This is a genomic window from Inquilinus sp. CA228 (assembly GCF_052078665.1).
Lineage (GTDB): Bacteria > Pseudomonadota > Alphaproteobacteria > DSM-16000 > Inquilinaceae > Inquilinus.
The window spans coordinates 70791-91957 of the sequence record NZ_JBQJIK010000023.1 but is presented as its reverse complement, the minus strand read 5'-3'; the positions used below and the strand labels follow the sequence as shown (position 1 = coordinate 91957).

At 70.1% G+C, this 21167-nt stretch carries 23 protein-coding genes; 7 read left to right on the top strand and 16 right to left on the bottom strand.

Annotation, left to right across the window (positions count from 1 at the left end; all coding sequences use genetic code 11):
- Positions 1–118 precede the first annotated feature (118 nt).
- The 3 genes from ACTOWL_RS13735 (at position 119) to ACTOWL_RS13725 (ending at position 3528) form a co-directional block, all read left to right on the top strand.
- Positions 119–2128 (top strand): beta-N-acetylhexosaminidase, encoded by a 2010-nt coding sequence (locus ACTOWL_RS13735; RefSeq protein ID WP_441321796.1) that lies wholly within the window; start codon positions 119–121, stop codon positions 2126–2128.
- 73 nt (positions 2129–2201) lie between these two features.
- Positions 2202–2945 (top strand): hypothetical protein, encoded by a 744-nt coding sequence (locus ACTOWL_RS13730; RefSeq protein WP_441321795.1) that lies wholly within the window; start codon positions 2202–2204, stop codon positions 2943–2945.
- Positions 2946–3153: 208 nt separating this feature from the next.
- A complete protein-coding gene (locus ACTOWL_RS13725) occupies positions 3154–3528 on the top strand; it encodes a hypothetical protein (protein WP_441321794.1) in 375 nt (124 codons plus the stop codon).
- On the opposite strand, the gene ACTOWL_RS13720 is transcribed toward ACTOWL_RS13725, so the two are convergent.
- The 10 genes from ACTOWL_RS13720 to ACTOWL_RS13675 all read right to left on the bottom strand — a co-directional run bounded on the left by ACTOWL_RS13720 (position 3529) and on the right by ACTOWL_RS13675 (position 13039).
- Positions 3529–4305: an enoyl-CoA hydratase-related protein gene (locus ACTOWL_RS13720; RefSeq protein ID WP_441321793.1), complete on the bottom strand. Its 777-nt coding sequence runs from the start codon at positions 4303–4305 to the stop codon at positions 3529–3531.
- The gene (locus tag ACTOWL_RS13715; RefSeq protein WP_441321792.1) at positions 4302–4595 is read right to left on the bottom strand and encodes a hypothetical protein; all 294 of its coding nucleotides are present in this window, start codon (positions 4593–4595) and stop codon (positions 4302–4304) included. The genes ACTOWL_RS13720 and ACTOWL_RS13715 overlap by 4 nt, the downstream gene beginning before the upstream one ends.
- A gap of 5 nt (positions 4596–4600) precedes the next feature.
- A complete protein-coding gene (locus ACTOWL_RS13710; protein WP_441321791.1) occupies positions 4601–6208 on the bottom strand; it encodes a carboxyl transferase domain-containing protein in 1608 nt (535 codons plus the stop codon).
- Between the two features lie 161 nt (positions 6209–6369).
- Positions 6370–6642, bottom strand: coding sequence for a hypothetical protein (locus ACTOWL_RS13705; RefSeq protein ID WP_441321790.1), 273 nt, complete (start codon positions 6640–6642; stop codon positions 6370–6372).
- A 138-nt stretch (positions 6643–6780) separates the two neighbouring features.
- Positions 6781–7512 (bottom strand): peptidase, encoded by a 732-nt coding sequence (locus ACTOWL_RS13700; protein WP_441321789.1) that lies wholly within the window; start codon positions 7510–7512, stop codon positions 6781–6783.
- Between the two features lie 33 nt (positions 7513–7545).
- The gene (locus tag ACTOWL_RS13695; protein ID WP_441321788.1) at positions 7546–8370 is read right to left on the bottom strand and encodes a transglutaminase family protein; all 825 of its coding nucleotides are present in this window, start codon (positions 8368–8370) and stop codon (positions 7546–7548) included.
- A 12-nt stretch (positions 8371–8382) separates the two neighbouring features.
- On the bottom strand, positions 8383–9321 hold the full coding sequence (locus ACTOWL_RS13690) for an alpha-E domain-containing protein (RefSeq protein WP_441321787.1): 939 nt from the start codon (positions 9319–9321) through the stop codon (positions 8383–8385).
- Positions 9322–9352: 31 nt separating this feature from the next.
- Positions 9353–10765 (bottom strand): circularly permuted type 2 ATP-grasp protein, encoded by a 1413-nt coding sequence (locus ACTOWL_RS13685; RefSeq protein WP_441321786.1) that lies wholly within the window; start codon positions 10763–10765, stop codon positions 9353–9355.
- A 117-nt stretch (positions 10766–10882) separates the two neighbouring features.
- Positions 10883–12247 (bottom strand): glutamate--cysteine ligase, encoded by a 1365-nt coding sequence (locus tag ACTOWL_RS13680; protein ID WP_441321785.1) that lies wholly within the window; start codon positions 12245–12247, stop codon positions 10883–10885.
- A 33-nt stretch (positions 12248–12280) separates the two neighbouring features.
- Positions 12281–13039 carry a 16S rRNA (uracil(1498)-N(3))-methyltransferase gene (locus tag ACTOWL_RS13675; RefSeq protein WP_441321784.1) on the bottom strand — a complete coding sequence of 253 codons (759 nt, stop codon included), beginning with the start codon at positions 13037–13039 and terminating at the stop codon, positions 12281–12283.
- Positions 13040–13187: 148 nt separating this feature from the next.
- Here ACTOWL_RS13675 and ACTOWL_RS13670 point away from each other — a divergent pair, with 148 nt between their 5' ends.
- Positions 13188–13529: a hypothetical protein gene (locus tag ACTOWL_RS13670; protein WP_441321783.1), complete on the top strand. Its 342-nt coding sequence runs from the start codon at positions 13188–13190 to the stop codon at positions 13527–13529.
- On the opposite strand, the gene ACTOWL_RS13665 is transcribed toward ACTOWL_RS13670, so the two are convergent.
- A complete protein-coding gene (locus tag ACTOWL_RS13665) occupies positions 13526–14212 on the bottom strand; it encodes a DJ-1/PfpI family protein (protein WP_441321782.1) in 687 nt (228 codons plus the stop codon). The genes ACTOWL_RS13670 and ACTOWL_RS13665 overlap by 4 nt on opposite strands.
- A gap of 84 nt (positions 14213–14296) precedes the next feature.
- Here ACTOWL_RS13665 and ACTOWL_RS13660 point away from each other — a divergent pair, with 84 nt between their 5' ends.
- Positions 14297–15259 carry a GlxA family transcriptional regulator gene (locus ACTOWL_RS13660; RefSeq protein WP_441321781.1) on the top strand — a complete coding sequence of 321 codons (963 nt, stop codon included), beginning with the start codon at positions 14297–14299 and terminating at the stop codon, positions 15257–15259.
- 81 nt (positions 15260–15340) lie between these two features.
- On the top strand, positions 15341–16264 hold the full coding sequence (ubiA, locus tag ACTOWL_RS13655) for a 4-hydroxybenzoate octaprenyltransferase (RefSeq protein ID WP_441321780.1): 924 nt from the start codon (positions 15341–15343) through the stop codon (positions 16262–16264).
- Here ubiA and ACTOWL_RS13650 read toward each other — a convergent pair whose 3' ends face one another.
- Both ACTOWL_RS13650 and ACTOWL_RS13645 read right to left on the bottom strand, forming a co-directional pair.
- On the bottom strand, positions 16265–16606 hold the full coding sequence (locus tag ACTOWL_RS13650) for a DUF488 domain-containing protein (protein ID WP_441321779.1): 342 nt from the start codon (positions 16604–16606) through the stop codon (positions 16265–16267). It abuts the gene before it with no gap.
- Positions 16603–16770 carry a hypothetical protein gene (locus ACTOWL_RS13645; RefSeq protein WP_441321778.1) on the bottom strand — a complete coding sequence of 56 codons (168 nt, stop codon included), beginning with the start codon at positions 16768–16770 and terminating at the stop codon, positions 16603–16605. Before ACTOWL_RS13645 ends, ACTOWL_RS13650 begins: the two co-directional genes overlap by 4 nt.
- A gap of 125 nt (positions 16771–16895) precedes the next feature.
- On the opposite strand from ACTOWL_RS13645, the gene ACTOWL_RS13640 reads away from it, so the two are divergent.
- Positions 16896–17546, top strand: a complete 651-nt coding sequence (locus ACTOWL_RS13640) for a class I SAM-dependent methyltransferase (RefSeq protein WP_441321777.1) — start codon at positions 16896–16898, stop codon at positions 17544–17546.
- Positions 17547–17565: 19 nt separating this feature from the next.
- Here ACTOWL_RS13640 and ACTOWL_RS13635 read toward each other — a convergent pair whose 3' ends face one another.
- The 3 genes from ACTOWL_RS13635 to groES all read right to left on the bottom strand — a co-directional run bounded on the left by ACTOWL_RS13635 (position 17566) and on the right by groES (position 21070).
- A complete protein-coding gene (locus tag ACTOWL_RS13635) occupies positions 17566–18768 on the bottom strand; it encodes a L,D-transpeptidase family protein (RefSeq protein ID WP_441321776.1) in 1203 nt (400 codons plus the stop codon).
- Positions 18769–19057: 289 nt separating this feature from the next.
- A complete protein-coding gene (gene groL, locus ACTOWL_RS13630; RefSeq protein ID WP_441321775.1) occupies positions 19058–20710 on the bottom strand; it encodes a chaperonin GroEL in 1653 nt (550 codons plus the stop codon).
- A gap of 48 nt (positions 20711–20758) precedes the next feature.
- Complete coding sequence (gene groES, locus ACTOWL_RS13625; RefSeq protein WP_034840379.1) at positions 20759–21070, bottom strand: co-chaperone GroES; 312 nt, start codon at positions 21068–21070, stop codon at positions 20759–20761.
- Between the last annotated feature and the right edge of the window lie 97 nt (positions 21071–21167).

The window sequence follows — 21167 nt, the reverse complement described above, 5'->3', positions numbered from 1 at the left end:
CATGCCGCATAGCATATCCGGGCGGAGTTTGGAGGCGGGGACGACGCGAATCACTTTGCCCGTGGTATAGACCATCCATGCCCTGCCGCCGTGAGCGTCAACAGCGAAGGCCTGCCCGATGACATCCCCGTTCCGACTCGAGACCTTCTGGAAGCCTGCCGAGGGCGGCGACTCCCTGAGCTACGCCCTGCGGCTGACCAACCGGTCGGACCGGACGGTCTCCGGCTTCAAGCTCTGCGTCAGCGGACCGGCCAGGATCGACCCGGCCGCGACCATCGAGGGCGGCGCGTTGACGGCCCGGCTGTCCAACCATTCCGAGTTCACGCCGCCGCCGGGCACCGAGCTGGCCCCGGGCGCCAGCTGGACGCTCACGGCACGGGGCCTGAGCTATCCGCTGCGCCATTGGACCGATGGCGCCACCACCGCCTATGTCGTGCTGGCGGACGGGTCGACCGCGCCGGTCGCGACCGCGTCGACGCATTCGGCCGCCGACAACGCGCCGCTGAAGCGGGGCACCGAGCGCTTCCCGGTCCCGGCCTCGGCCCCGGTGCCGATTTCCGTCATTCCCTGGCCGGAGAAAGTCGGCGTCAGCGGCCGCCGCACGGTGCCCGCGGGCTTTGCGCCGAAGGGAGAAGGCGTCGACGCCGGGCAGGCCATCGCCGCCTTCGCCGAGCTGGCGGTCGCTCTGGTCCCGGCCGAGGGCATCATGCGCCCCGAGGCGGAGGGCGGCCTGGCCGTCGCGCTGGCGACCGAGCCGGGCTTCGGCCCGGAGGCCTATCGCATCGCCTTCGCCGAGGACGGCATCGTCCTGCGGGCCTCGACCCGCACCGGCCTGCTGTACGGGCTGATCACGCTCGGCCAGATCTGGCGCGGCGCCAGGCGCCACCCCGAGACCTTCCTGTTCCCCGCGGGCGGAGAGATCGACGACTCCCCCGCCCATGGCTGGCGCGGATCGCATCTCGACGTCGCCCGGCAGTTCTACGCCTCGGCCGAGGTCGCCCGATTCGTGCAGCTGCTGGCCTGGAGCAAGATGAACCGCTTCCACTGGCACCTGTCGGACGACGAGGCCTGGCGCGTCGAGATCGACGCCTATCCCGAGCTGACCCGGATCGGCGCCTGGCGCGGCCACGGGCTGGCGTTGCCGCCGCTGCTCGGCTCCGGCCCCGAGCCGCAGGGCGGCTATTACAGCAAGCAGGCGATCCGCGACCTGGTCGCCCTGGCCGACCGGCTCGGCATCGTCGTGGTGCCGGAGATCGACATTCCCGGCCATTGCTACGCCGTGCTGCACGCGCTGCCGCATCTGCGCGACCCGGCCGAGCATGGCGAATACCAGTCGGTGCAGGGCTTCCCCAACAACTGCCTGAACCCGGCGCATGAGCCGGTCTACGGCTTCCTCGAGACCGTGTTCGACGAGCTGATCGCGCTGTTCCCCTCGAAGATTCTCCATGTCGGCGCCGACGAGGTGCCGCTGGCCGCCTGGTCGGGCTCGCCGCTCGCGCTCGACCGCCTGAAGCAGACCGGCGACGAGGCGCTGGCGGAGCAGCACGCCAAGCTGGTCAACACCATCGGCAACCGGCATGGCGCCGACGCCATCGAAGGCTCGGCGACCGCCGTGCTGCAGGCCGGGTTCCTGCGGCGGGTCCAGCGCTTCCTGGCCTCGCGCGGCGTCGTCACCGGCGGCTGGGAGGAGGCGGCGCATGGCGACGTGATCGAGAAGGACAAGAGCTACCTGGTCGGCTGGCGCTCGGTCGAGGTCAGCGCCGAGCTGGCCGGCCGCGGCTACGACATCGTCGTCGCGCCGGGGCAGCGCTACTACCTCGACATGTCGCAGGGCACCGCCTGGTCCGAGCCGGGCGCCGGCTGGGCCGGCTGGTCGGGCCCGCGGGAGACCTACGAGTTCGAGGCCACCCGGGGCTGGACCGAGGACCAGCTGAAGCACCTGATGGGCGTCCAGGCCTGCATCTGGTCCGAGCCGATGACCGACCGCGCGGTGTTCGACCGCCTGGTCTTCCCCCGGCTGTCGGCCATCGCCGAGGCCGGCTGGACCCGCAAGGAGGCGAAGTCCTGGACGCGCTTCAGCGCCCTGGCCGGGCTGATGCCCAATCTGTACGGGCACTGGGCGGACTGATCCCCTGATAAGATGACTCCGCGGGCAGCTCGACCCGACCCATCGGCCAGGCGAAGCCCGAGGGAGAGCAGGGATGGGAGAGACCAGGATCGATGAGATCGCCGACGGCATCTATCGGCTGTCGACCTATGTGCCGGAGATCGCGCCGCCGGCCGGCTTCACCTTCAATCAGTTCCTGATCAGGGCCGAGCAGCCGCTGCTGTTCCATTGCGGGCCGCGGCGGATGTTCCCGTCCGTCGCCGCCGCCATGGCCAGGGTCATGCCGGTCGACCGGCTGCGCTGGATCGGCTTCGGCCATGTCGAGGCCGATGAATGCGGCGCCATGAACGAATGGCTGGCGGCGGCGCCGCAGGCCCAGGTGGTACAGGGCGGGATCGGCTGCATGGTGTCGATCAACGACATGGCCGACCGGCCGCCGCGGGCCCTGGCCGACGACGAGGTGATCGACCTCGGCGGCAAGCGGCTGCGCCACCTCGACACGCCGCAGATCCCGCATGGCTGGGACGCCGGGCTGCTGTACGAGGAGACCACCGGGACGCTACTGTGCGGCGACCTGTTCACCCATGTCGGCGACGGCCCCGCTTTGACCGAGAGCGATGTCGTCGGTCCGGCCCGGGCGGCGGAGGACATGTTCGGCGCCAGCGCCCTGACGCCGATGACGGCGCCGACGATCCGCCGGCTGTCCGGGCTGTCGCCGCGCACGCTCGGCATCATGCACGGGTCATGCTTCCACGGCGACGGTGCGGCCGCCCTGAACGCGCTGGCCGACGATTGCGCGCACCGTCTGCAGGAACAGTTGGACCGCCTGGCAGGCTGATTCCCGGACGCGCCGCCATCCCCTAATCATGGGGGAGTGCCGAGGCGCCGCGATCCTAAGACACTGTGGCCACGCCTGGGGGGCGGGGATGCGCCGACGCCGCCTGTGCCGCCGGTAACAGGCCGGCGCGAGCGGCGCGGCGCATCCTTCGGCGCGGCAGAACCGGCACCGGCGTTCCGGCGGCCGTCGCCGATCAACGAGGGATATGATGCGCAGCATCGACAGAGCGTTCTTCACCCTGGCCGTGCTGCTGGGGCTGGCCGGCATGGTGCTGGGGATCCAGATGGGCATGGCCCATGACTTCCAGCTGGTGCCGGTGCACACCCACATCAATCTGGTCGGCTGGGTCTCGCTCGCCCTGTTCGGGATCGGCTACCGGGTCGGGCTCGCCAAGGGCGGCGCGCTGGCCGTTGTGCATTTCTGGATCGCCGCTGCCGGCGCCATCCTGCTGCCGCTCGGCATCTACCTGGCGACAACCCAGCAGCAGGAGGCCGTGGTCATCATCGGCTCGCTGCTGGTGCTCGCCTCGATGCTGCTGTTCCTGGTCAATGTCGTGCGGGCCTGGAACACGCCGGCGGGCTGATCAGGCGAGCCAGGACGGCTTGCGCTTCTCCAGGAAGGCGGCGACGCCTTCCTTGCCCTCGTCGCCGGCGCGGATCGCGGCGATGCGGCGGGCACAATCCTCCTCGACCTCGGCCGGCGCCTTGCCGGCCACCGCGCCGACCAGATCCTTGGCCGCCCGGACCGCCGCCGGGCCGTTGCCGCGCAGCGCCGCCAGGACCTGCCGCGCCGCTTCCTCCAGCCCGTCGCCGGCCACCAGTTCATGCACCAGGCCGAGGCGCCGGGCCTCGACCGCGTCGAAACGCTCGGCGGTCAGGAAATAGCGGCGGGCGGCGCGGGCGCCGATGGCGCGGACGACATAGGGGCTGATCACCGCCGGGATCAGGCCGAGCTTGACCTCGGACAGCGAGAAGGACGCCGCCTCGGTGGCGATGGCGATGTCGCAGCAGGCGACCAGCCCGACCCCGCCGCCATAGGCCGGGCCATGGACCAGGGCGACCGTCGGCTGCGGCAGCGTGTCGATGGTGCGCATCAGCGCCGCCAGCGCCCGGGCGTCGGCCAGGTTGGCGGCCTCGTCATAGGCCGCCATGCGGCGCATCCAGTCGAGGTCGGCCCCGGCCGAAAAGCTCTTGCCCGCACCGCGCAGCACCACAGCGCGCACCGCATCGTCGGCGCCGAGCTTCACGAAGCCCTCGGTCAGCTCGGCGATGACATGCTCGTCGAAGGCGTTGTGCCGGTCCGGCCGGTCCATGACGACCGTGCCGATTCCGTTCTCGATCTCGATCCGGACCGCGCTCATCGTACCACCCAGCTCAGCACCAAAAGCCCCAGCAGCGCCCAGACCACGCCGGCCACGATCGACCGGGCGATGAAGGCGCGCACGGAACAGTACAGCAGGAACAGGCCGAGGATCAGCAGCGCGAAGGAGAAGATCGAGCTGTTCATGCCGATCGCACGGGCCATGCCGTCGAGGAAATTGTCGACGGCGCCGCCGAGGCCGTCGACCACCGCCCGGATCGCGCGAATGATGAAGCCGATCACCCCGCCCAGCGTCTCGCCGAGCCATTCGAAAAAGTTGCTCTGGATCATTCCGCTCACATCCGGAACACGCCGAATCGGGTTGGCTCGATCGGCGCGTTCAGCGCCGCCGATAGCGCCAGCGCCAGCACCCGCCGGCTGTCGGCCGGGTCGATCACGCCGTCGTCCCACAGCCGGGCCGAGGCATAGTAGGGATGGCCCTGCTTCTCGTACTGGTCGCGGATCGGCGCCTTGAACGCCTCCTCCTCCGCCTCCGGCCAGGTCTCGCCCTTGGCCTCGATGCCGTCGCGCCGCACCTGGGCCAGGACGTTCGCCGCCTGCTCGCCGCCCATCACCGAGATTCGGGCGTTCGGCCACATGAACAGAAAGCGCGGCCCATAGGCGCGGCCGCACATGCCGTAATTGCCGGCGCCGAAGCTGCCGCCGATCAGCAGGGTCAGCTTCGGCACCTGGGCCGAGGCAACGGCGGTGACCAGCTTGGCGCCGTCCTTGGCGATGCCGCCGCGCTCGTATTTCGAGCCGACCATGAAGCCGGTGATGTTCTGCAGGAACAGGAGCGGGATGCCGCGCTGACAGCACAGCTCGACGAAATGCGCGCCCTTCAGCGCGCTTTCCGAGAACAGGATGCCGTTGTTGGCGACGATGCCGACCGGGATGCCCCAGAGATGGGCGAAGCCGCAGACCAGCGTGGTGCCGTACAGCGCCTTGAACTCGTCGAACTCCGACCCGTCGACCAAGCGCGCGATCACCTCGCGCACGTCGAAGGGTTTCCGCAGGTCGGTGCCGATGATGCCGTAGAGGTCGGTGGCCGGGTACAGCGGCTCCGCCGGGTCGCGCAGCGCCACGGCCGGCCGCTTGACCCGGTTCAGGTCGCCGACGATCCGCCGGGCGATCGCCAGGGCGTGGTGGTCGTCCTGGGCGTAGTGGTCGGTGACGCCGGAGATGCGGCTGTGGACGTCGGCGCCGCCGAGATCCTCGGCCGACACCTCCTCGCCGGTCGCCGCTTTCACCAGCGGCGGGCCGCCGAGGAAGATGGTGCCCTGGCCCTTGACGATGATGGATTCGTCCGACATCGCCGGGACATAGGCACCGCCGGCGGTGCAGGAGCCCATCACCGCCGCGATCTGCGGGATGCCGGCGGCCGACATCGTCGCCTGGTTGTAGAAGATCCGGCCGAAATGGTCGCGGTCGGGGAAGACCTGGTCCTGCAGCGGCAGGAAGGCGCCGCCGGAATCGACCAGGTACAGACAGGGCAGGTTGTTCTCGCGCGCGATCTCCTGCGCCCGCAGATGCTTCTTCACCGTCAGTGGGTAGTAGGTGCCGCCCTTCACCGTCGCGTCATTGGCGACGATGACGCATTCCTGGCCGGAGACCGGGCCGATGCCGGTGATGATGCCGGCCGCGGGGACGTCCTCCCGATAGACGTCGTGGCCGGCAAGCTGCGACAGCTCGAGGAACGGGGCGCCGGGATCGAGCAGCCCGCGGATGCGGTCGCGCGGCAGCAGCTTGCCCCGGGCGACATGCCGGTCGCGGGCCGCCTGGCCGCCGCCCAGCTTGATCCGGGCGACGGTCGCCTGCAGGTCGTCGACGGCCGTGCGCATGGCCGCTTCGTTGTCGCGGAACGCAGCGGACCGGGGGTCGACCGCGCTGTTCAGCACGGGCATGGGCGGCTCCAACTCAAGCCAATGGTGCCGCGCACCATGCCGGGCCGGAGGAGTCCGGGCAAGGGCAGAAAGATTGTTGCCGGTCGAGCACCGATCATGTCCGACAAGAAAGGGGGCCAAAGCCCCCTTTTGATCCCTTCTCGTCTAGACCGCCGGGCCGATCACGGGCACTGCGGGTCGCCCTTGGTGCACTGCGGCCCATTGGTGATGAGCTGGTTCGGCGCCCGGTAGACGTAGCGGTTCACGACTTGTCCGTCCTGCCCGACCACGGTGGTCGAGCTTTCGAGCGTCGAACCCGGCGGCACGTTGGCGGGCAGCACGGCGGGCCCCCCTGGAGCGACGACCGCGGTCTCCTGCGGCTGGGCGCAGGCACCAAGCGCCAGGAGCGCAGCGAAACCGGACAGCAGGACGGTTCTACGAAGCGCGATGCGCATGGCACAATCTCCTCTTTTATCATTATCGGTCGGGCCGTGGACACGGCTTACGCCGATACAACACCGGAAGGGTGGTTCAGGCTCCCATCAATTTCAACCTTGAAACCTGCTAAATAGTTCCCGCTTCGATTCGTTCGGTCATGACCAATCCGGATTGGGGATGGCCTGATAGGCCTGCCGCAGCGCGTCCGACCAGCGCTGCCGCAGCCCGGAGAAGTAGGGATCGTCCTCGCCGACGCGCTTGCGCAGGGCCAGCTTCAGGGCGTCGCGGCGGTACAGCGCGATGTCGATCGGCAGCCCGACCGACAGGTTGCTGCGCAGGGTCGAATCCATCGACACCAGGCCGAGCTTGAGCCCGTCGATCAGCGGCGTCTCGAAGCGCGCGGCGCGGTCGAGAATCGGCTTGCCGTATTTGTGCTCGCCGATCTGGAGATAGGGCGTATCGGCCGTCGCCTCGATGAAGTTGCCGGCCTGGTAGATCTCGAACAGCCGGCAGCGGCGCCCGGTGATCTGGCCGCCGAGCAGGAAGGAGGCGTTGAAGCCGCCGGCATGCTGCTCCATCGCCGGGCCATCGCGGTTCCAGACCGCGCGCACCGCCTCGCCCACCAGCTCGGCGCAGCGGAACATCGACGGCGCGGTGGTCAGGCTCTCGTGCCCGTCGCCGGCGTCGACCGCCTCGGACAGCAGCGCGACCACGGACTGGGTGATGGCGAGGTTGCCGGCGGTCAGCAGCACCATCACCCGGTCGCCCGGCCGCTCCCAGATGTGCATCTTGCGGAAGGTCGAGATGTTGTCGACCCCGGCATTGGTGCGGGTGTCGGCGATCATCACCAGCCCGTCTTCGAGCAGGAGGCCGAGGCAGTAGGTCATGCGGGACGGTCCGGGATCATCATGGGGTTTCGGTCAGGCCTGCGCCTGGGTCTGGGACTGGCCGACGCGGACCACGACCTCCAGCGCCTCGGCGCCGCCGCCCTGGCGCAGGCCGCGGACCGGCGCGGTGTCGCGGTAGTCGAGGCCGATGGCGACGCGGACATAGTGCTCGGTCGGGCAGATCCCGTTGGCGGCATCGAAGCCGACCCAGCCGAGCCCGTCGACGAAGGCTTCGGCCCAGGCATGGCCCGCCGCCTGCTCGACGCTGCCGTCGGCCATCAGCAGGTAGCCCGAGACATAGCGGGCCGGCAGGCCGAGATGGCGGGCGCAGGCGAGGAAGACATGGGTGTGGTCCTGGCACACGCCGATGCCGGCCGCCAGCGCCTCCGCCGCCGTGGTGGCGGCGTGGGTCAGGCCGGGCTGGAAGGCAATGCGGCCGTGCACCGCCAGCATCAGCGCATGGGCCAGGGCCAGCGGCTCGCGCCCGGAAGCGGCGACCGCTTCCGCCAACTGAATCAGCGCCGCATCCGCTCCGGCCAGCGGCGACGGGCGCAGATAGAAGGCGGGCGGGAACCGCTCCTCGGTGCCGGTGACGACGCCATTGGTATCGCGGATCATGACCTCGCCTTCGACCAGAAGGGTCAGCGCGTCGTGCGGCCGCTCCAGCGACAGCATGTCGACGCTGTTGCCGAAGCCGTCCTCGCCGGCGGCGAGGCTGGCCCCGGCCGGCGGCACCACCCGCCAGCGCAGCACCTCCTGCCCGTCATGCGACCGGGGCGTCAGGCGCAGCGTCTGCAGGGTGCGGGTGACCGGGCTGTCGTAGCGGTAGCGGGTCTCGTGGCGGATCAGGAGGCGCATGGCCGGAACGGATCAGATCAGATAGGCCTTGCTGACCTCGAGGCCGAGGATGTTGTTCTGCTGGATGAACGCGGTCAGGTATTCGTGCAACCCGGTGCGGAAGATCGTGTCGATCCGGCCGTAGCGCAAGCGCGAATGCATCTCCCCGGCCAGCCGCTGGCATTCGTGCTTGCGGCCGTAGAGGTCGGCGAGCTCGCCCAGCAGCTCGACCATCTCGCCGAGGCAGCCGGCGAGCGAGCGCGGCATCTCCGGCCGCAGGATCAGCAGTTCGCCGACCTGCCAGGGCTTGATGCCGTCGCGATAGAGATAGGCGTAGCTGCCGAGCGCGGAGGCGCCGCGCAGCACCGCCGCCCACTGGTAGAAGTCGAGGCCGCCGCCGACCTCCTCATCCGCCGGCAGCAGCACATGGTACTTCACGTCGAGCAGCCGAGCGGTGCTGTCGGCGCGCTCCAGCATGGTGCCGAGTTGCAGGAAGATGTGGCCGTCGTCGCGCAGCATGGTGTCGGCGACGGCGCCGTGGAACAGCATCGCCCGTTCCTTGACCCATTCCAGCAGGTCGCGCAGGTCGCCGCCGGCGATCTTCCCCTCCCGGGAGTCGAGGTCGAGCCAGGTGGCGTTCAGCGTTTCCCACATCGGCCGGGTCAGCGCCGCGCGCACCGCCCGCCCGTTGGTCCGCGCCCGCTGCAGGCAGGAGCGGATGCTGGTCGGGTTGTCGGGGTCGCGGGCGATGTAGTCGACCACCGTGGCCGGGGTCGCCGCATCGTGCTTCTTGTAGAAGCCCTCCTCGCAGCCGGAGATGACGACGGCAGAGTGCCATTCGTCCTGGTGCGCGCCGCCGCTGTTCGGGGTCAGCGCCATGCGGTCGGCGACTTCGAGGATGCGGGCGAGGTTCTCGGCCCGCTCGACGTAGCGGCCGAGCCAGTAGAGGCTGTCGGCGGTGCGGCTCAGCATCTCGATGACCCTGTCTTGATGTCCTGCACCGTCATGTCGTCAGCACCCAGGTGTCCTTGGTGCCGCCGCCCTGGCTGGAATTGACCACCAGCGAGCCTTCGCGCAGCGCCACCCGGGTCAGCCCGCCGGGCACGATCCGGACCTGGTCCTGGCCGGTCAGCACGAAGGGGCGCAGGTCGACATGGCGCGGCGCCACGCCCTGGTCGACGAAGGTCGGGCAGGTCGACAGCGCCAGGGTCGGCTGGGCGATGAACTGGTCCGGCTGGGCCTTGACCCGCTCGGCATAGGCCGCGCGCTCGGCCCGGCTGGCGGTCGGCCCGACCAGCATGCCGTAGCCGCCGGATCCCGCCACCTCCTTGACCACCAGCTCGTCGAGCTTGCCCAGCACATGGGCGCATTCATCGGGCTTGGAGCAGTCCCAGGTCGGCACGTTCTTCAGGATCGGCTCCTCGCCCAGATAGAAGCGGATCATCGCCGGGACGTGGATGTACATCGCCTTGTTGTCGGCGATGCCGGTGCCCATGGCGTTGGCCAGGGCCACGTTGCCAGCGCGGTAGGCGTGGTACAGGCCGGGTACGCCGAGCACCGAATCCGGGTTGAACACCAGCGGGTCGATGAAGTCGTCGTCGATCCGGCGATAGATCACGTCGACCCGCTTCGGCCCACGGGTGGTGCGCATGTAGACCACGGCGTCGCGCACGAACAGGTCCGGCCCCTCGACCAGCTCGATGCCCATGCGGTCGGCCAGGAAGCTGTGCTCGAAATAGGCGCTGTTGTAGATGCCGGGGGTCAGCAGGGCGACCGTCGGCTCGCCCTCGCAGTTGCGCGGCGCCACCGATGTCAGCGTCGCCAGCAGCTCCTGCGGGTAGTGCTCGACCGGCGCCACACTGTGCCGGGCGAACAGGTCGGGGAACAGCCGCATCATCATCTCGCGGCCTTCCAGCATGTAGGAGACGCCGGACGGCGTGCGGGCGTTGTCCTCCAGCACGTAGAAGTCGCTCGGCCCCACGCGGACAATGTCGATGCCGGCGATGTGGGTGTACACGCCGCCGGGCGGGTCCAGCCCCTTCATCTCAGGCAGGTAGCCGGGATTGTGCAGCACCAGCCGCTCCGGCACCTGGCCGGCGCGCAGGATCTCCTGATCGTGATAGACGTCGTGCAGGAAGGCGTTGAGCGCCTTCACCCGCTGCGCCAGCCCCTGCTCGAGATGCCGCCATTCGGCGGCGTCGAGCACGCGGGGCATGATGTCGAAGGGGATCAGCCGCTCCGGGTCGCCCCCTTCGCCATAGACCGCGAAGGTGATGCCGATGCGGCGGAACAGCGCCGCCGCCTCCCGGCGCTTGAAATCGAAGACCGATGCCGGCGTCGCCGCCAGCCAATCTGCCAGGGCCGCATAGGGGGACCGGACCGGATCCCCGCCCATCTCGTCGAATGCCTGCACCATCCCTCCGGCATGTCCCTGCTCGACCACAACATCAAGCAAGGCATGTGCCACCGACCGCAAGCAAAATTCTGCGGCGGCCGGCGAAGGATGCTTAAAATTCCAGCAAGGCCTGCCGGGTCAGTAGGCGTAGGCGGTGAAGACCGGGTCGACCGAGCCGCCCCATTCGGTCTCGTAGCGGCGCAGCATCTCCGAGGCCTGGGTCTCGCCGCTGTCGGCGATGCGCTGCAGCTCGTTGAGGAAGCCCTCCTCGGTGCCGCCGATGGCGTCGGTCGCAGCCCGGGCGGCCAGGCCGCTGCGGGCGATCGCCAGCACCTGCAGCGCCACGTCGCGCACGGTGCCGCCGCGGAACGGGGTGGCCAGGCCGAGGCGCGGCACGTCGCGGCGCAGCGCCGCCCGCTCCTCGGTGGTCCAGTCCTTGACCAGGTCCCAGGCGGCGTCGAGCGCCGTGCCGTCATAGAGCAGCCCGACCCACAGCGCCGGCAGGGCGCACAGGCGCGACCACGGCCCGCCATCGGCGCCACGCATCTCCAGGAACTTCTTCAGCCGCACCTCGGGGAAGGCGGTGGTCAGATGGTCGGCCCAGTCGTTCAGGGTCGGCAGATGGCCCGGATAGACCGGCAGCTCGCCCTTGAGGAAAGCGCGGAAGCTGTGGCCGGCGGCGTCGATGTAGCGGCCGTCGCGGTAGACGAAGTACATCGGCACGTCGAGCAGGTAGTCGACATAGCGCTCGAAGCCGAAGCCGTCCTCGAACACGAAGGGCAGGTCGCCGGTGCGGTCCGGGTCGGTGTCGGTCCAGATGTGGCTGCGCAGGCTCTGGAACCCGTTCGGCCGGCCCTCGGTGAAGGGCGAGTTGGCGAACAGCGCCGTGGCCACCGGCTGCAGCGCCAGGCTGGCGCGGAACTTCTTCACCATGTCGGCTTCGGAAGCGAAGTCGAGATTGACCTGCACCGTGCAGGTGCGGCTCATCATGTCGAGGCCGAGCGAGCCGCGCTTCGGCATGTAGTCGCGCATGATCTTGTAGCGGCCCTTCGGCATCCAGCCGATGTCCTCGCGCCGCCATTTCGGCTGGAAGCCGAGGCCGATCATGCCGATGCCGAGCTGCTCGCCCACCCGCTTCACCAGGGACAGGTGGTCGGCCACCTCGGCGCAGGTCTCGTGGATGCTGCGCAGCGGCGCGCCCGACAGCTCGACCTGGCCGCCCGGCTCCAGCGTCACCGAGGCCTTGTCGCGGATCAGCGCGATCAGGTTCCCGTTCTCCTCCACCCGCTCCCAACCGCAGCCGGCCAGGCCCTCGAGCACGGCGCGGATGCCGTCCGGCCCGTCATAGGGCAGCGGCTTCAGGTCCGACAGACGGAAGGCGAACTTCTCGTGCTCGGTGCCGATCCGCCAATCCTCGGGCGGCTTGGACCCGGCGGCGAGATAGTCGACGAGCTGCGCCTTGCTTTCGATCGGTGCGGCGCTGGCGCTCTGGGGACCGGACATGGGCGGGTACTCGGGTGTCGGGATCGGTTGGGGTCAAACGCGATGCGGCGGCCGGCCGCGCCCGTCGCCGGCCAGCATCTGCCAGACCGCGAGCGCGGCGATAGCCGCCGTGTCGGCGCGCAGAATACGAGGGCCGAGGCCGACGGGTCGAACAAATTCGTGACGCTGCAGGGCCGCAAGCTCCGCCGGCGCGAAGCCGCCCTCGGGGCCGACCAGGAGCGCGGCGGGACCGGTCGCCTCCGCCGCGGCCTCGGCGATGGGGCGGGCTGCTCCGGCCTCGGCGCAGACCAGCAGGATGCGCCCCGCGGGCCAGGCGGCGAGCAGGGCATCGAGCCCGACCGGGTCGCGCACCTCCGGCACGTCCAGCCGCTCGCACTGCTCCGCCGCGGCCACGGCATGGGCGCGCAGCCGGTCGAGATTGACGCGCTGCACGTCGGTGTAGCGGGTGAAGACCGGCTGCAGCACGGCGGCGCCGAGCTCGGTCCCCTTCTCCACCACCGCGTCGACCGCGTCCTTCTTCACCGGGGCGAAGCAGAGCCAGAGGTCGGAGACGGGCTCGGGCGGACGGAGCCGCCGCTCGGCCAGGGCGCTGCCGCCGGCCTTGCTGAGGGCGTCGAGCCGCGCCAGCCATTCGCCGTCGCGTGGGTTGAACAGGCGCAACCCGGCGCCGGGCGCCAGCCGCAGCACGCCGCGCAGGTGATGCACCTGGGCCTCGGACAGCGCCACCGGCTGCTCCTCCTCAAGCGGGGCGTCGACATACAGGCGGGTGCGCGGCAGGGCGTCGGAGGTCATGCGCGACGCTAGCCGCTGTCCGATCGGCCGGCAACGCGTCCTTGGGAGGAACCAAACGAAGGCTCAGACGTGCCGTGGCCGACGATCGTTGCAGTCGAGCCATCGATCACGGAGGCTGATCTCCCGTGCATCGCTTCGGAGCAGCCCTGTGACCGGCATCGACCTGGACAAGCTGGTAGAACTGGATCGGACAGCGTCGCCCGGTCCCTGGTTTGTGCGGCACCTCGACGACGATCACGCGATGAGCGCGATCGCTGTCTCCACCCGGCCCGACAACGGAAAGGACGGATCCATGCGGGACGGGACATGGCCTCTCGACGTTGTGGTGGCGGCGTGCCTGCTGCAGCAGCCCCGCTACGTCGATCCTCCCGACCAGAAGTGGGACGAGAACGCCGCCCTGATCGCGGAGGTCAGGACGGCGCTGCCCGAACTGTTGCGCCTGGCCAGGATCGGTCTGGCGCAGGAGGCATCTGGACGCCGGAGCGGCTAGGAAGCCCGGCGGCGTTCCCGGGCCACCTGCTCGACGATGGCGGCGCGATCCGGCATGCGGGCGCGGTTGCGGGCCTGGACCAGCGCCAGGATCTCCGGCGCCGCGGTTTCGGGGCGGCCGGCATCGAAGGGCGGCGCCGGCGCGTATTCGAGCGACAGCTGGATCGCCTGCGCCGTCGCCTCGTCGGCCAGCTCGGCGGCGAGGGTCAGGGCGAAGTCGATGCCGGCGGTGACGCCGCCGCCGGTGAAGATGTTGCCGTCGCGGACCACGCGGCCGGGATCGGGGATGGCGCCGAACAAAGCCAGCTGGTCGCGCCAGGCCCAATGGCACGCCGCCCGCCGCCCCTCGAGCAGCCCGGCCGCGGCCAGGATCAGCGACCCGGTGCAGACCGAGGTGACATAGCGGGCCGTGGCGGCGAGGCGGCGGATCTCACCCAGATAGGCGTCGCTGCGCATGGCGTCGACGCAGCCGAAGCCGCCGGGCACGCAGATCACGTCGCAGCGCTCCACGTCCTCCAGCCGGGTGAGGTTGGCGAAGGTCAGCCCGTCGACACTGACCGCCTCCCCGCCGACCGAGGCGACAACGGTCTTGGCGCCGGGCAGCCGCGCCAGCACCTGGTGCGGGCCGGTGAAGTCGAGATGGGTGACGCCGGGATAGATCGGGAAGACGATGACTGTGTCCATGGCGGCCTCCGGGACGGGATTGACAGTCGCAGTATCGCCGCGCAGGGTCATGACTGAAACGACATTGTTCCCTCGTTTAACGCCATGACGCGCAGCATCGGCTTCCTGATCTTCCCTGGCTTCAACATCCTCGACCTGTCGGGGCCGCTGGCCGCCTTCGACACCGCGTCGCGGGACTGCGTGCCGCCGCCCTACCGGCTGCAGGTGATCTCGGAGCAGGGCGGCGCGGTCGAAAGCTCCGCCGGCCTGCCGGTGCTGACCCAACCCTTCGGCGACGAACCGCTGGACACGCTGGTGGTCGCCGGCGGGCGCGGGATCACAAAAGCGCTGGAATCGGCACAGCTGCTGACCTTCATCCGCGAGGCGGCCACGGCACGGCGGGTGACCAGCGTCTGCACCGGTGCTTTCCTGCTGGCTGCGGCCGGCCTGCTGGACGGCCGGCGCGCCACCACCCATTGGCTGCAGGCGGCGGCGCTGCAGCGCCTGTATCCGCGGGTGCGGGTCGAGGCGGACCGGATCTTCGTCAAGGACGGCCCGGTCTGGTCGTCGGCCGGGGTCACCGCCGGGATCGACCTGGCGCTGGCCCTGATCGAGGAGGATCTGAGCGTCGACGCCGCCCGCGCCGTGGCCCGGACCCTGGTGGTCTACCATCGCCGCCCGGGCGGGCAATCGCAGTTCTCCACACTGCTCGACCTCGCCCCGGCCACCGACCGGATCCAAGCCGCCCTCGGTTTCGCCCGCGAGAATCTGCGGGAGGCGTTGCCGGTCGACCGCCTGGCCGGGGCGGCGTGCCTGAGCCCGCGCCAGTTCGGCCGCGCCTTCCTGGCCGAGACCGGGCAGACCCCGGCCAAGGCGGTGGAGCGGCTGCGCGCCGAGGCCGCCCGGCCGCGGATCGAGGACGGCGCCGAGCCGATCGAGGCGGTGGCGCGCGACGTCGGCTTCACCGATCCGGAGCGGATGCGCCGGGCCTTCCTGCGCTGCTTCGGCCAGCCGCCGCAGGCGATGCGGCGGGGAAGACGGGCGGCGGCGCCGGCGATACATCCATGAACGTCGTGCGCATCTCGGCCTTTGCCGGCGGCCCGCAACGGCGCTACTGATGCGCCACCGCGTGCCATCCGCGACAGGACCATGACCGACACCGCCTCCGACATCCGGGCCGAGAGCTGGCTGATCCGCTGGGCGCCGCCCGGCGTCCGGCCCTATCTGATGCTCGGCCGGCTGGACCGGCCGAAGCCGGTCATGCTCCTGCTCTACCCGTGCTGGTGGGGGCTGGCGATGGCGCCCCACCCGGCCGGGTTCGGCTGGACCGACCTCTGGTACGCCGTGCTGTTCGGAATCGGCGCGGTGGTGATGCGCGGCGCCGGCTGCACCGTGAACGACATCCTGGACCGCGACTTCGATGCCCGGGTGGCGCGCACCCGCACCCGGCCGATCCCGAGCGGCGCGGTCAGCCCGACCCAGGCCGTGCTGTTCCTGATCGCCCTGCTGCTGCTGGGCTTCCTGATCCTGATCCAGTTCAACGGCACCACCGTCGGGCTCGGTGTCGCCTCGCTGGCGGTGGTCTTCACCTATCCGCTGATGAAGCGGATCACCTGGTGGCCGCAGGCCTTCCTGGGCCTCGCCTTCAACTGGGGCGCGCTGGTCGGCTGGACCGCGGTGACCGGCGAGCTGGCCCTGCCCTCGCTGATCCTCTACGCCGCCGGCATCTGCTGGACGCTGGGCTACGACACGGTCTACGCGCTGCAGGACATCGAGGACGACGCCCGCATCGGCCTCAAATCGACCGCCCGGCTGTTCGGCGGCACCGCGCGGCGCTGGGTCGCCGGCTTCTACGCGCTGACCGTGCTCGGCATCGGCGCCGCCGGCCTCCTGGCCGGGCTGGCGCCCCTGCCCTTCCTGCTGTGCCTCGCCGCCGGCGCGGCACAGCTGGCTTGGCAGGTGGCGACGCTCGCCCCCGACCGGCCGGCCGACTGCCTGGCCAAGTTCAACTCGAACCGCTGGTTCGGCCTCATGGTCCTGGCCGGGCTCGCCGCCGGACGCGCCTTCGCCTGATCAGCCGCCGAGATATTTGGCGAGCACGATGGCGTTGTTCTGGCGCTCGTCGCGGCTGGCATAAAGCAGCGTAACCCAGCCGTCCTTGCTCTTCTGCCGCAGGAAGGCCACCGCGTTCGGGTGAGTGTCCAGCTCGGCATGGTAGCGGCGGCAGAATTCCGGCCATTTCTCCGGCCCCTGATGCACCCATTGGCGCAGCTCGTCGCTCGGCGCCACGGTCTTGAGCCAGAGGTCGAGCGCCGCCTGCTCCTTGGTCAGGCCGCGCGGCCACAGCCGGTCGACCAGGATGCGGTAGCCGTCGCCCTCCTCGGGCGGGTCGTAGACGCGCTTGACCCGGATCATGAGCCGGCCTCGCCGCGCTTCCGGGCCTTGGCCTTCGGCTTCGGGTCCAGCCCGGCATAGGCCGGGTCGATCTCGTGCAGGTAACAGGGCGGGGAGCTACATTCCCCGATCTCGTCTTCGGCCTGACCGTGCTTCGGTCGGGCCGGGGCATGGCGGCTCGCCATCTCGTTCGTTTCCTCGTCTGCAGCGACGGTCCGCGCCGTCGCCGTTGCTCGAATCTTCCGCATTCCGGCGTTCAACATCAAGACTCCGTGGCTCAACGCCGCCCTGCAGGATAGGAAGGGCGGCCATGGACGACATCGATGCCTTCATCCGCGCCAACACGGCGCCGACCCGACCGCCCTTGCTGCCCGAGCTGGTGCTGCATCTCGCCACCGAGGTGACGCCGCTGTGGCAGGCGACCGAGGAGTCGCTGCGCCGCACCGGCCTGCCGCCGCCCTACTGGGCCTTCGCCTGGGTCGGCGGCCAGGCGGTGGCGCGCACCATCCTGGACCATCCGGGCAGCGTGGCCGGCAAGCGGGTGTTCGACTTCGCCTCCGGCTCCGGCATCGTCGCCCTGGCCGCGGCTCGGGCCGGCGCGGCCGCGGTGACGGCGGCGGAGATCGACCCGATCGCGGTGGCGGCGATCCGGCTGAACGCGGCGGCCAATGGCTGCCTGGTCGAGGCCGACAGCGGCGACCGGATCGGCGACGCGCTGGACGGCATCGACATCGTCTGCGCCGGCGACGTCTGCTACGAGAAGCCGATGTCGGACCGGGTCATGCCCTGGCTGCGCGCCCTGGCCGGGGCCGGCAAGACCGTGCTGCTGGGCGATCCCGGCCGCGCCTACCGGCCGCAGGACGGGCTGGAGGAGATCGCCCGCCACCAGGTGCCGACCAGCATCGAGATCGAGGACCGCGCCGTGCGCGAGGCCGTGGTCTGGAGGGTGCTGCCGGGCTGAGCCTCCAGGCGAGGCCGCCTCAGTTGGTGGTCGGCGCCGCCGGCGTCGTGGTCGCGGGGGCGGCCGGGGTGGTTGCCGGGGGCGGCGTGACCGCGGGGGCCGCCGGTGCGGCCGGCATCGCCGGAGCAGTCGTGGCCGGGGCCGCCGGAACGGCAGGCTCGGTCACGGCCGGGGCCGCAGGAACCGCGGGGATCTCCGCCGGCGCAGCGGGGACAGCCGGCGCGACCGGAGCCATGGTGGCCGGGGCGGCGGGCTGGGCCGGGGCCGCGGGCGGCATTTCGCCTGGGGCCGTCACCGGCGGCACGATCGTCTCGCCGCCCGGCGTCGTGGGCACGGTCTGGCCCGGCACGGCCTGGCCCGGCACGGTCTGGCCCGGGATGATCTCGGCCGGGGGTTGAGCCGGCGGCTCGGCCGCCTTCTTCGCCGCGGCTGCGCGGCGGCCGGCGGAGCGGGCCAGATAGGCCTGCCGCGCCGCATCCTTGTTGGCGTAGACGTCCGGATGGTCCACCGGCTGGCCGAACTCATCCGGGAAGCGGGTGAAGTAGCCGATATAGACCGGGATCTCCTCCGGCAGGCGCTCGGAGTACATGCGGCCGGTGCGGATCTTCTGATCGATCTCGTCGACGCTGACCCCATCGGCCCAGGCCGCCAGCTGCCGGACCTGCTCGACCCGGACGCAGCCATGGCTCAGCGCCCGCTTGTCGCGGCCGAAATAGCTCTTCTGCGGCGTGTCGTGCAGATAGATCGACTGGTCGTTGTCGAGCTCGAGCTTGATCCGGCCGAGCGGGCTGCGCGGCCCCGACGGAATGTAGACGCTGGCCTCGTTGCGGACGATCGACGGCGTCGGCGTCCAGTCCGGGTTGTACTTGATCGCGTACATGTTCGACATCAGCTCGGGCGTCGAGGTCCCCGCGGTGCCGACCACGACCTTGCTGCGGATCACCGGGGCGCCGTCCTGGAAGGCGATCAGCTCATAGGACGGGATGTTCACCAGGATGAACTTGCCGCGTGTCGGGATGGCGACGTTGACGCCGGCGGCGCGCATCGCCTGGACGAAGGGGGACACGGGCGGCGGCGCGGGCTGCTCCGGTGCCGGCAGGCTGGCGGTCTGCTGCGTCCCGGCCGGCACGCAGGCGGCCAGCACCAGGATCGAGGCGACCGCCAGGGCGGCGCGGGCGATCGGCCCGCGGTGGTACGGCGCGCTCTTGGGACAGGCGGTCATCACGAATTCCCCTTCCGTCGCGGACGGCCGGGCTGGTCGTGCCCGGGGCCGTTGCATTCATTTAGTTGCCGGTACTCGGCCCGGCAATCGAAAGACTGCAGTGGCCCCACGAGATCTTGCATCGCTGGTCGATATGGCAAAAAAGGGGCGCTCCGAAGAGCGCCCCTCCACAATTCGACGTTTGGATGATCCGATCCCTGTGGTTCGCCCCACCGGGGCGAACCACAAACCATCAAAGTTGTGGATCAAATTACCCGGGCGCCCGGGGCGCCCGGTTTGACCCACGGGATCAGAAGTCCATATCGCCCATGCCACCCATGCCGCCCATGCCGCCGCCCGGCGCCGAAGCGGCCGGCTTCTTCTCGACATGCTCGGCCACCATCGCCTCGGTGGTGATCAGCAGGCTGGCCACCGACGCGGCGTTCTGCAGCGCGGCGCGGACGACCTTGGTCGGGTCGATGACGCCGGCCTTGATCAGGTCGCCATACTCGCTGGTCTGGGCGTTGTAGCCCCAGTTCTTGTCGTTCTTGTCCTGCAGCTTGCCGACAACGATCGAGGCGTCGCCGCCCGCGTTGGTGACGATCTGACGGACCGGCGCCTGCAGCGCGCGACGGACGATGTCGATGCCGACCCGCTCGTCGTCGTTGTCATGCTTGACCTTCTCCAGCGCCTTGGAGGCGTAGAGCAGGGCCACGCCGCCGCCCGGAACCACACCTTCCTCGACCGCGGCGCGGGTCGCATGCATCGCGTCGTCGACGCGATCCTTGCGCTCCTTCACCTCGATCTCGGTGGCGCCGCCGACGCGGATCACCGCGACGCCGCCCGCCAGCTTGGCCAGACGCTCCTGCAGCTTCTCGCGGTCGTAGTCCGAGGAAGTCTCCTCGACCTGCGCCCGGATCTGGTTGCAGCGGCCCTCGATGTCCTTCTTGGCGCCGGCGCCGTCGACGATCGTGGTCTCTTCCTTGGCGATCAGGACCTTCTTGGCCCGGCCCAGCATCTCGAGCGTGACGCTCTCGAGCTTGATGCCGAGATCCTCGGAGATCACCTGGCCGCCGGTCAGGATGGCCATGTCCTCGAGCATCGCCTTGCGGCGATCGCCGAAGCCCGGGGCCTTGACCGCCGCGACCTTCAGGCCGCCGCGCAGCTTGTTGACCACCAGGGTGGCCAGGGCCTCGCCCTCGACGTCCTCGGCGATGATCAGCAGCGGCTTGCCCGACTGCACCACCGCCTCGAGCACCGGCAGCATGGCCTGCAGGTTCGACAGCTTCTTCTCATGCAGGAGGATGTACGGAGCCTCGAGGTCCGCGATCATCTTCTCGGCATTGGTGATGAAGTACGGCGACAGGTAGCCGCGGTCGAACTGCATGCCCTCGACGACTTCGAGCTCGGTGTCGAGGCTCTTGGCCTCTTCCACCGTGATCACGCCCTCGTTGCCGACGCGCTCCATGGCCTTGGCGATCATCTCGCCGATGTCGCGCTCGCCATTGGCGGAGATGGTGCCGACCTGCGCCACTTCGGCGTTGGTCTTGATCGCCTTGGAGCGGGTCTTGAGGTCGGCGACGACGGCCTCGACCGCCTTGTCGATGCCGCGCTTCAGGTCCATCGGGTTCAGGCCGGCGGCGACGGCCTTGACGCCCTCGCGGACGATCGACTGGGCCAGCACGGTCGCCGTGGTGGTGCCGTCACCGGCCAGGTCGTTGGTCTTCGACGCGACCTCGCGCACCATCTGCGCGCCCATGTTCTCGAACTTGTCGGCGAGCTCGATCTCCTTGGCGACGGTGACGCCGTCCTTGGTGATCCGCGGCGCGCCGAACGACTTGTCGAGCACGACGTTGCGGCCCTTCGGGCCCAGGGTGACCTTGACCGCATCGGCCAGGATGTCGACGCCGCGCAGCATGCGGGAGCGGGCGTCGAGCGAGAACTTAACGTCCTTCGCAGCCATATATTTATTCCTTGTCTATCGGGATTCCGGTGAAGGCGACGGGGCGGATCAGGCCGCCTTGGCCGACTTCTTCACGGTGATGATGCCGAGGATGTCGCTCTCCTTCATGATCAGGAGATCCTGACCGTCGAGCTTGACCTCGGTGCCGGACCACTTGCCGAACAGAATGCGGTCACCGGCCTTGACGTCCAGCGGCTGCAGCTTGCCGGCTTCGTCGCGGATGCCGGCGCCGACCGAGATGACCTCGCCCTCCTGGGGCTTTTCCTTGGCGGTGTCCGGGATGATGATCCCGCCAGCGGTCTTCTCGTTCTGCTCGATGCGACGCACCAGCACTCGGTCGTGCAGGGGACGGAATTGCATCGTGTTCTCCCACTCTCTCGTTCAGAGATTTGCGTTCAGGGCCTGCCCCGGCCGGTCGTTAGCACTCTCGGCCGGTGAGTGCTACGCATTTAAGGGG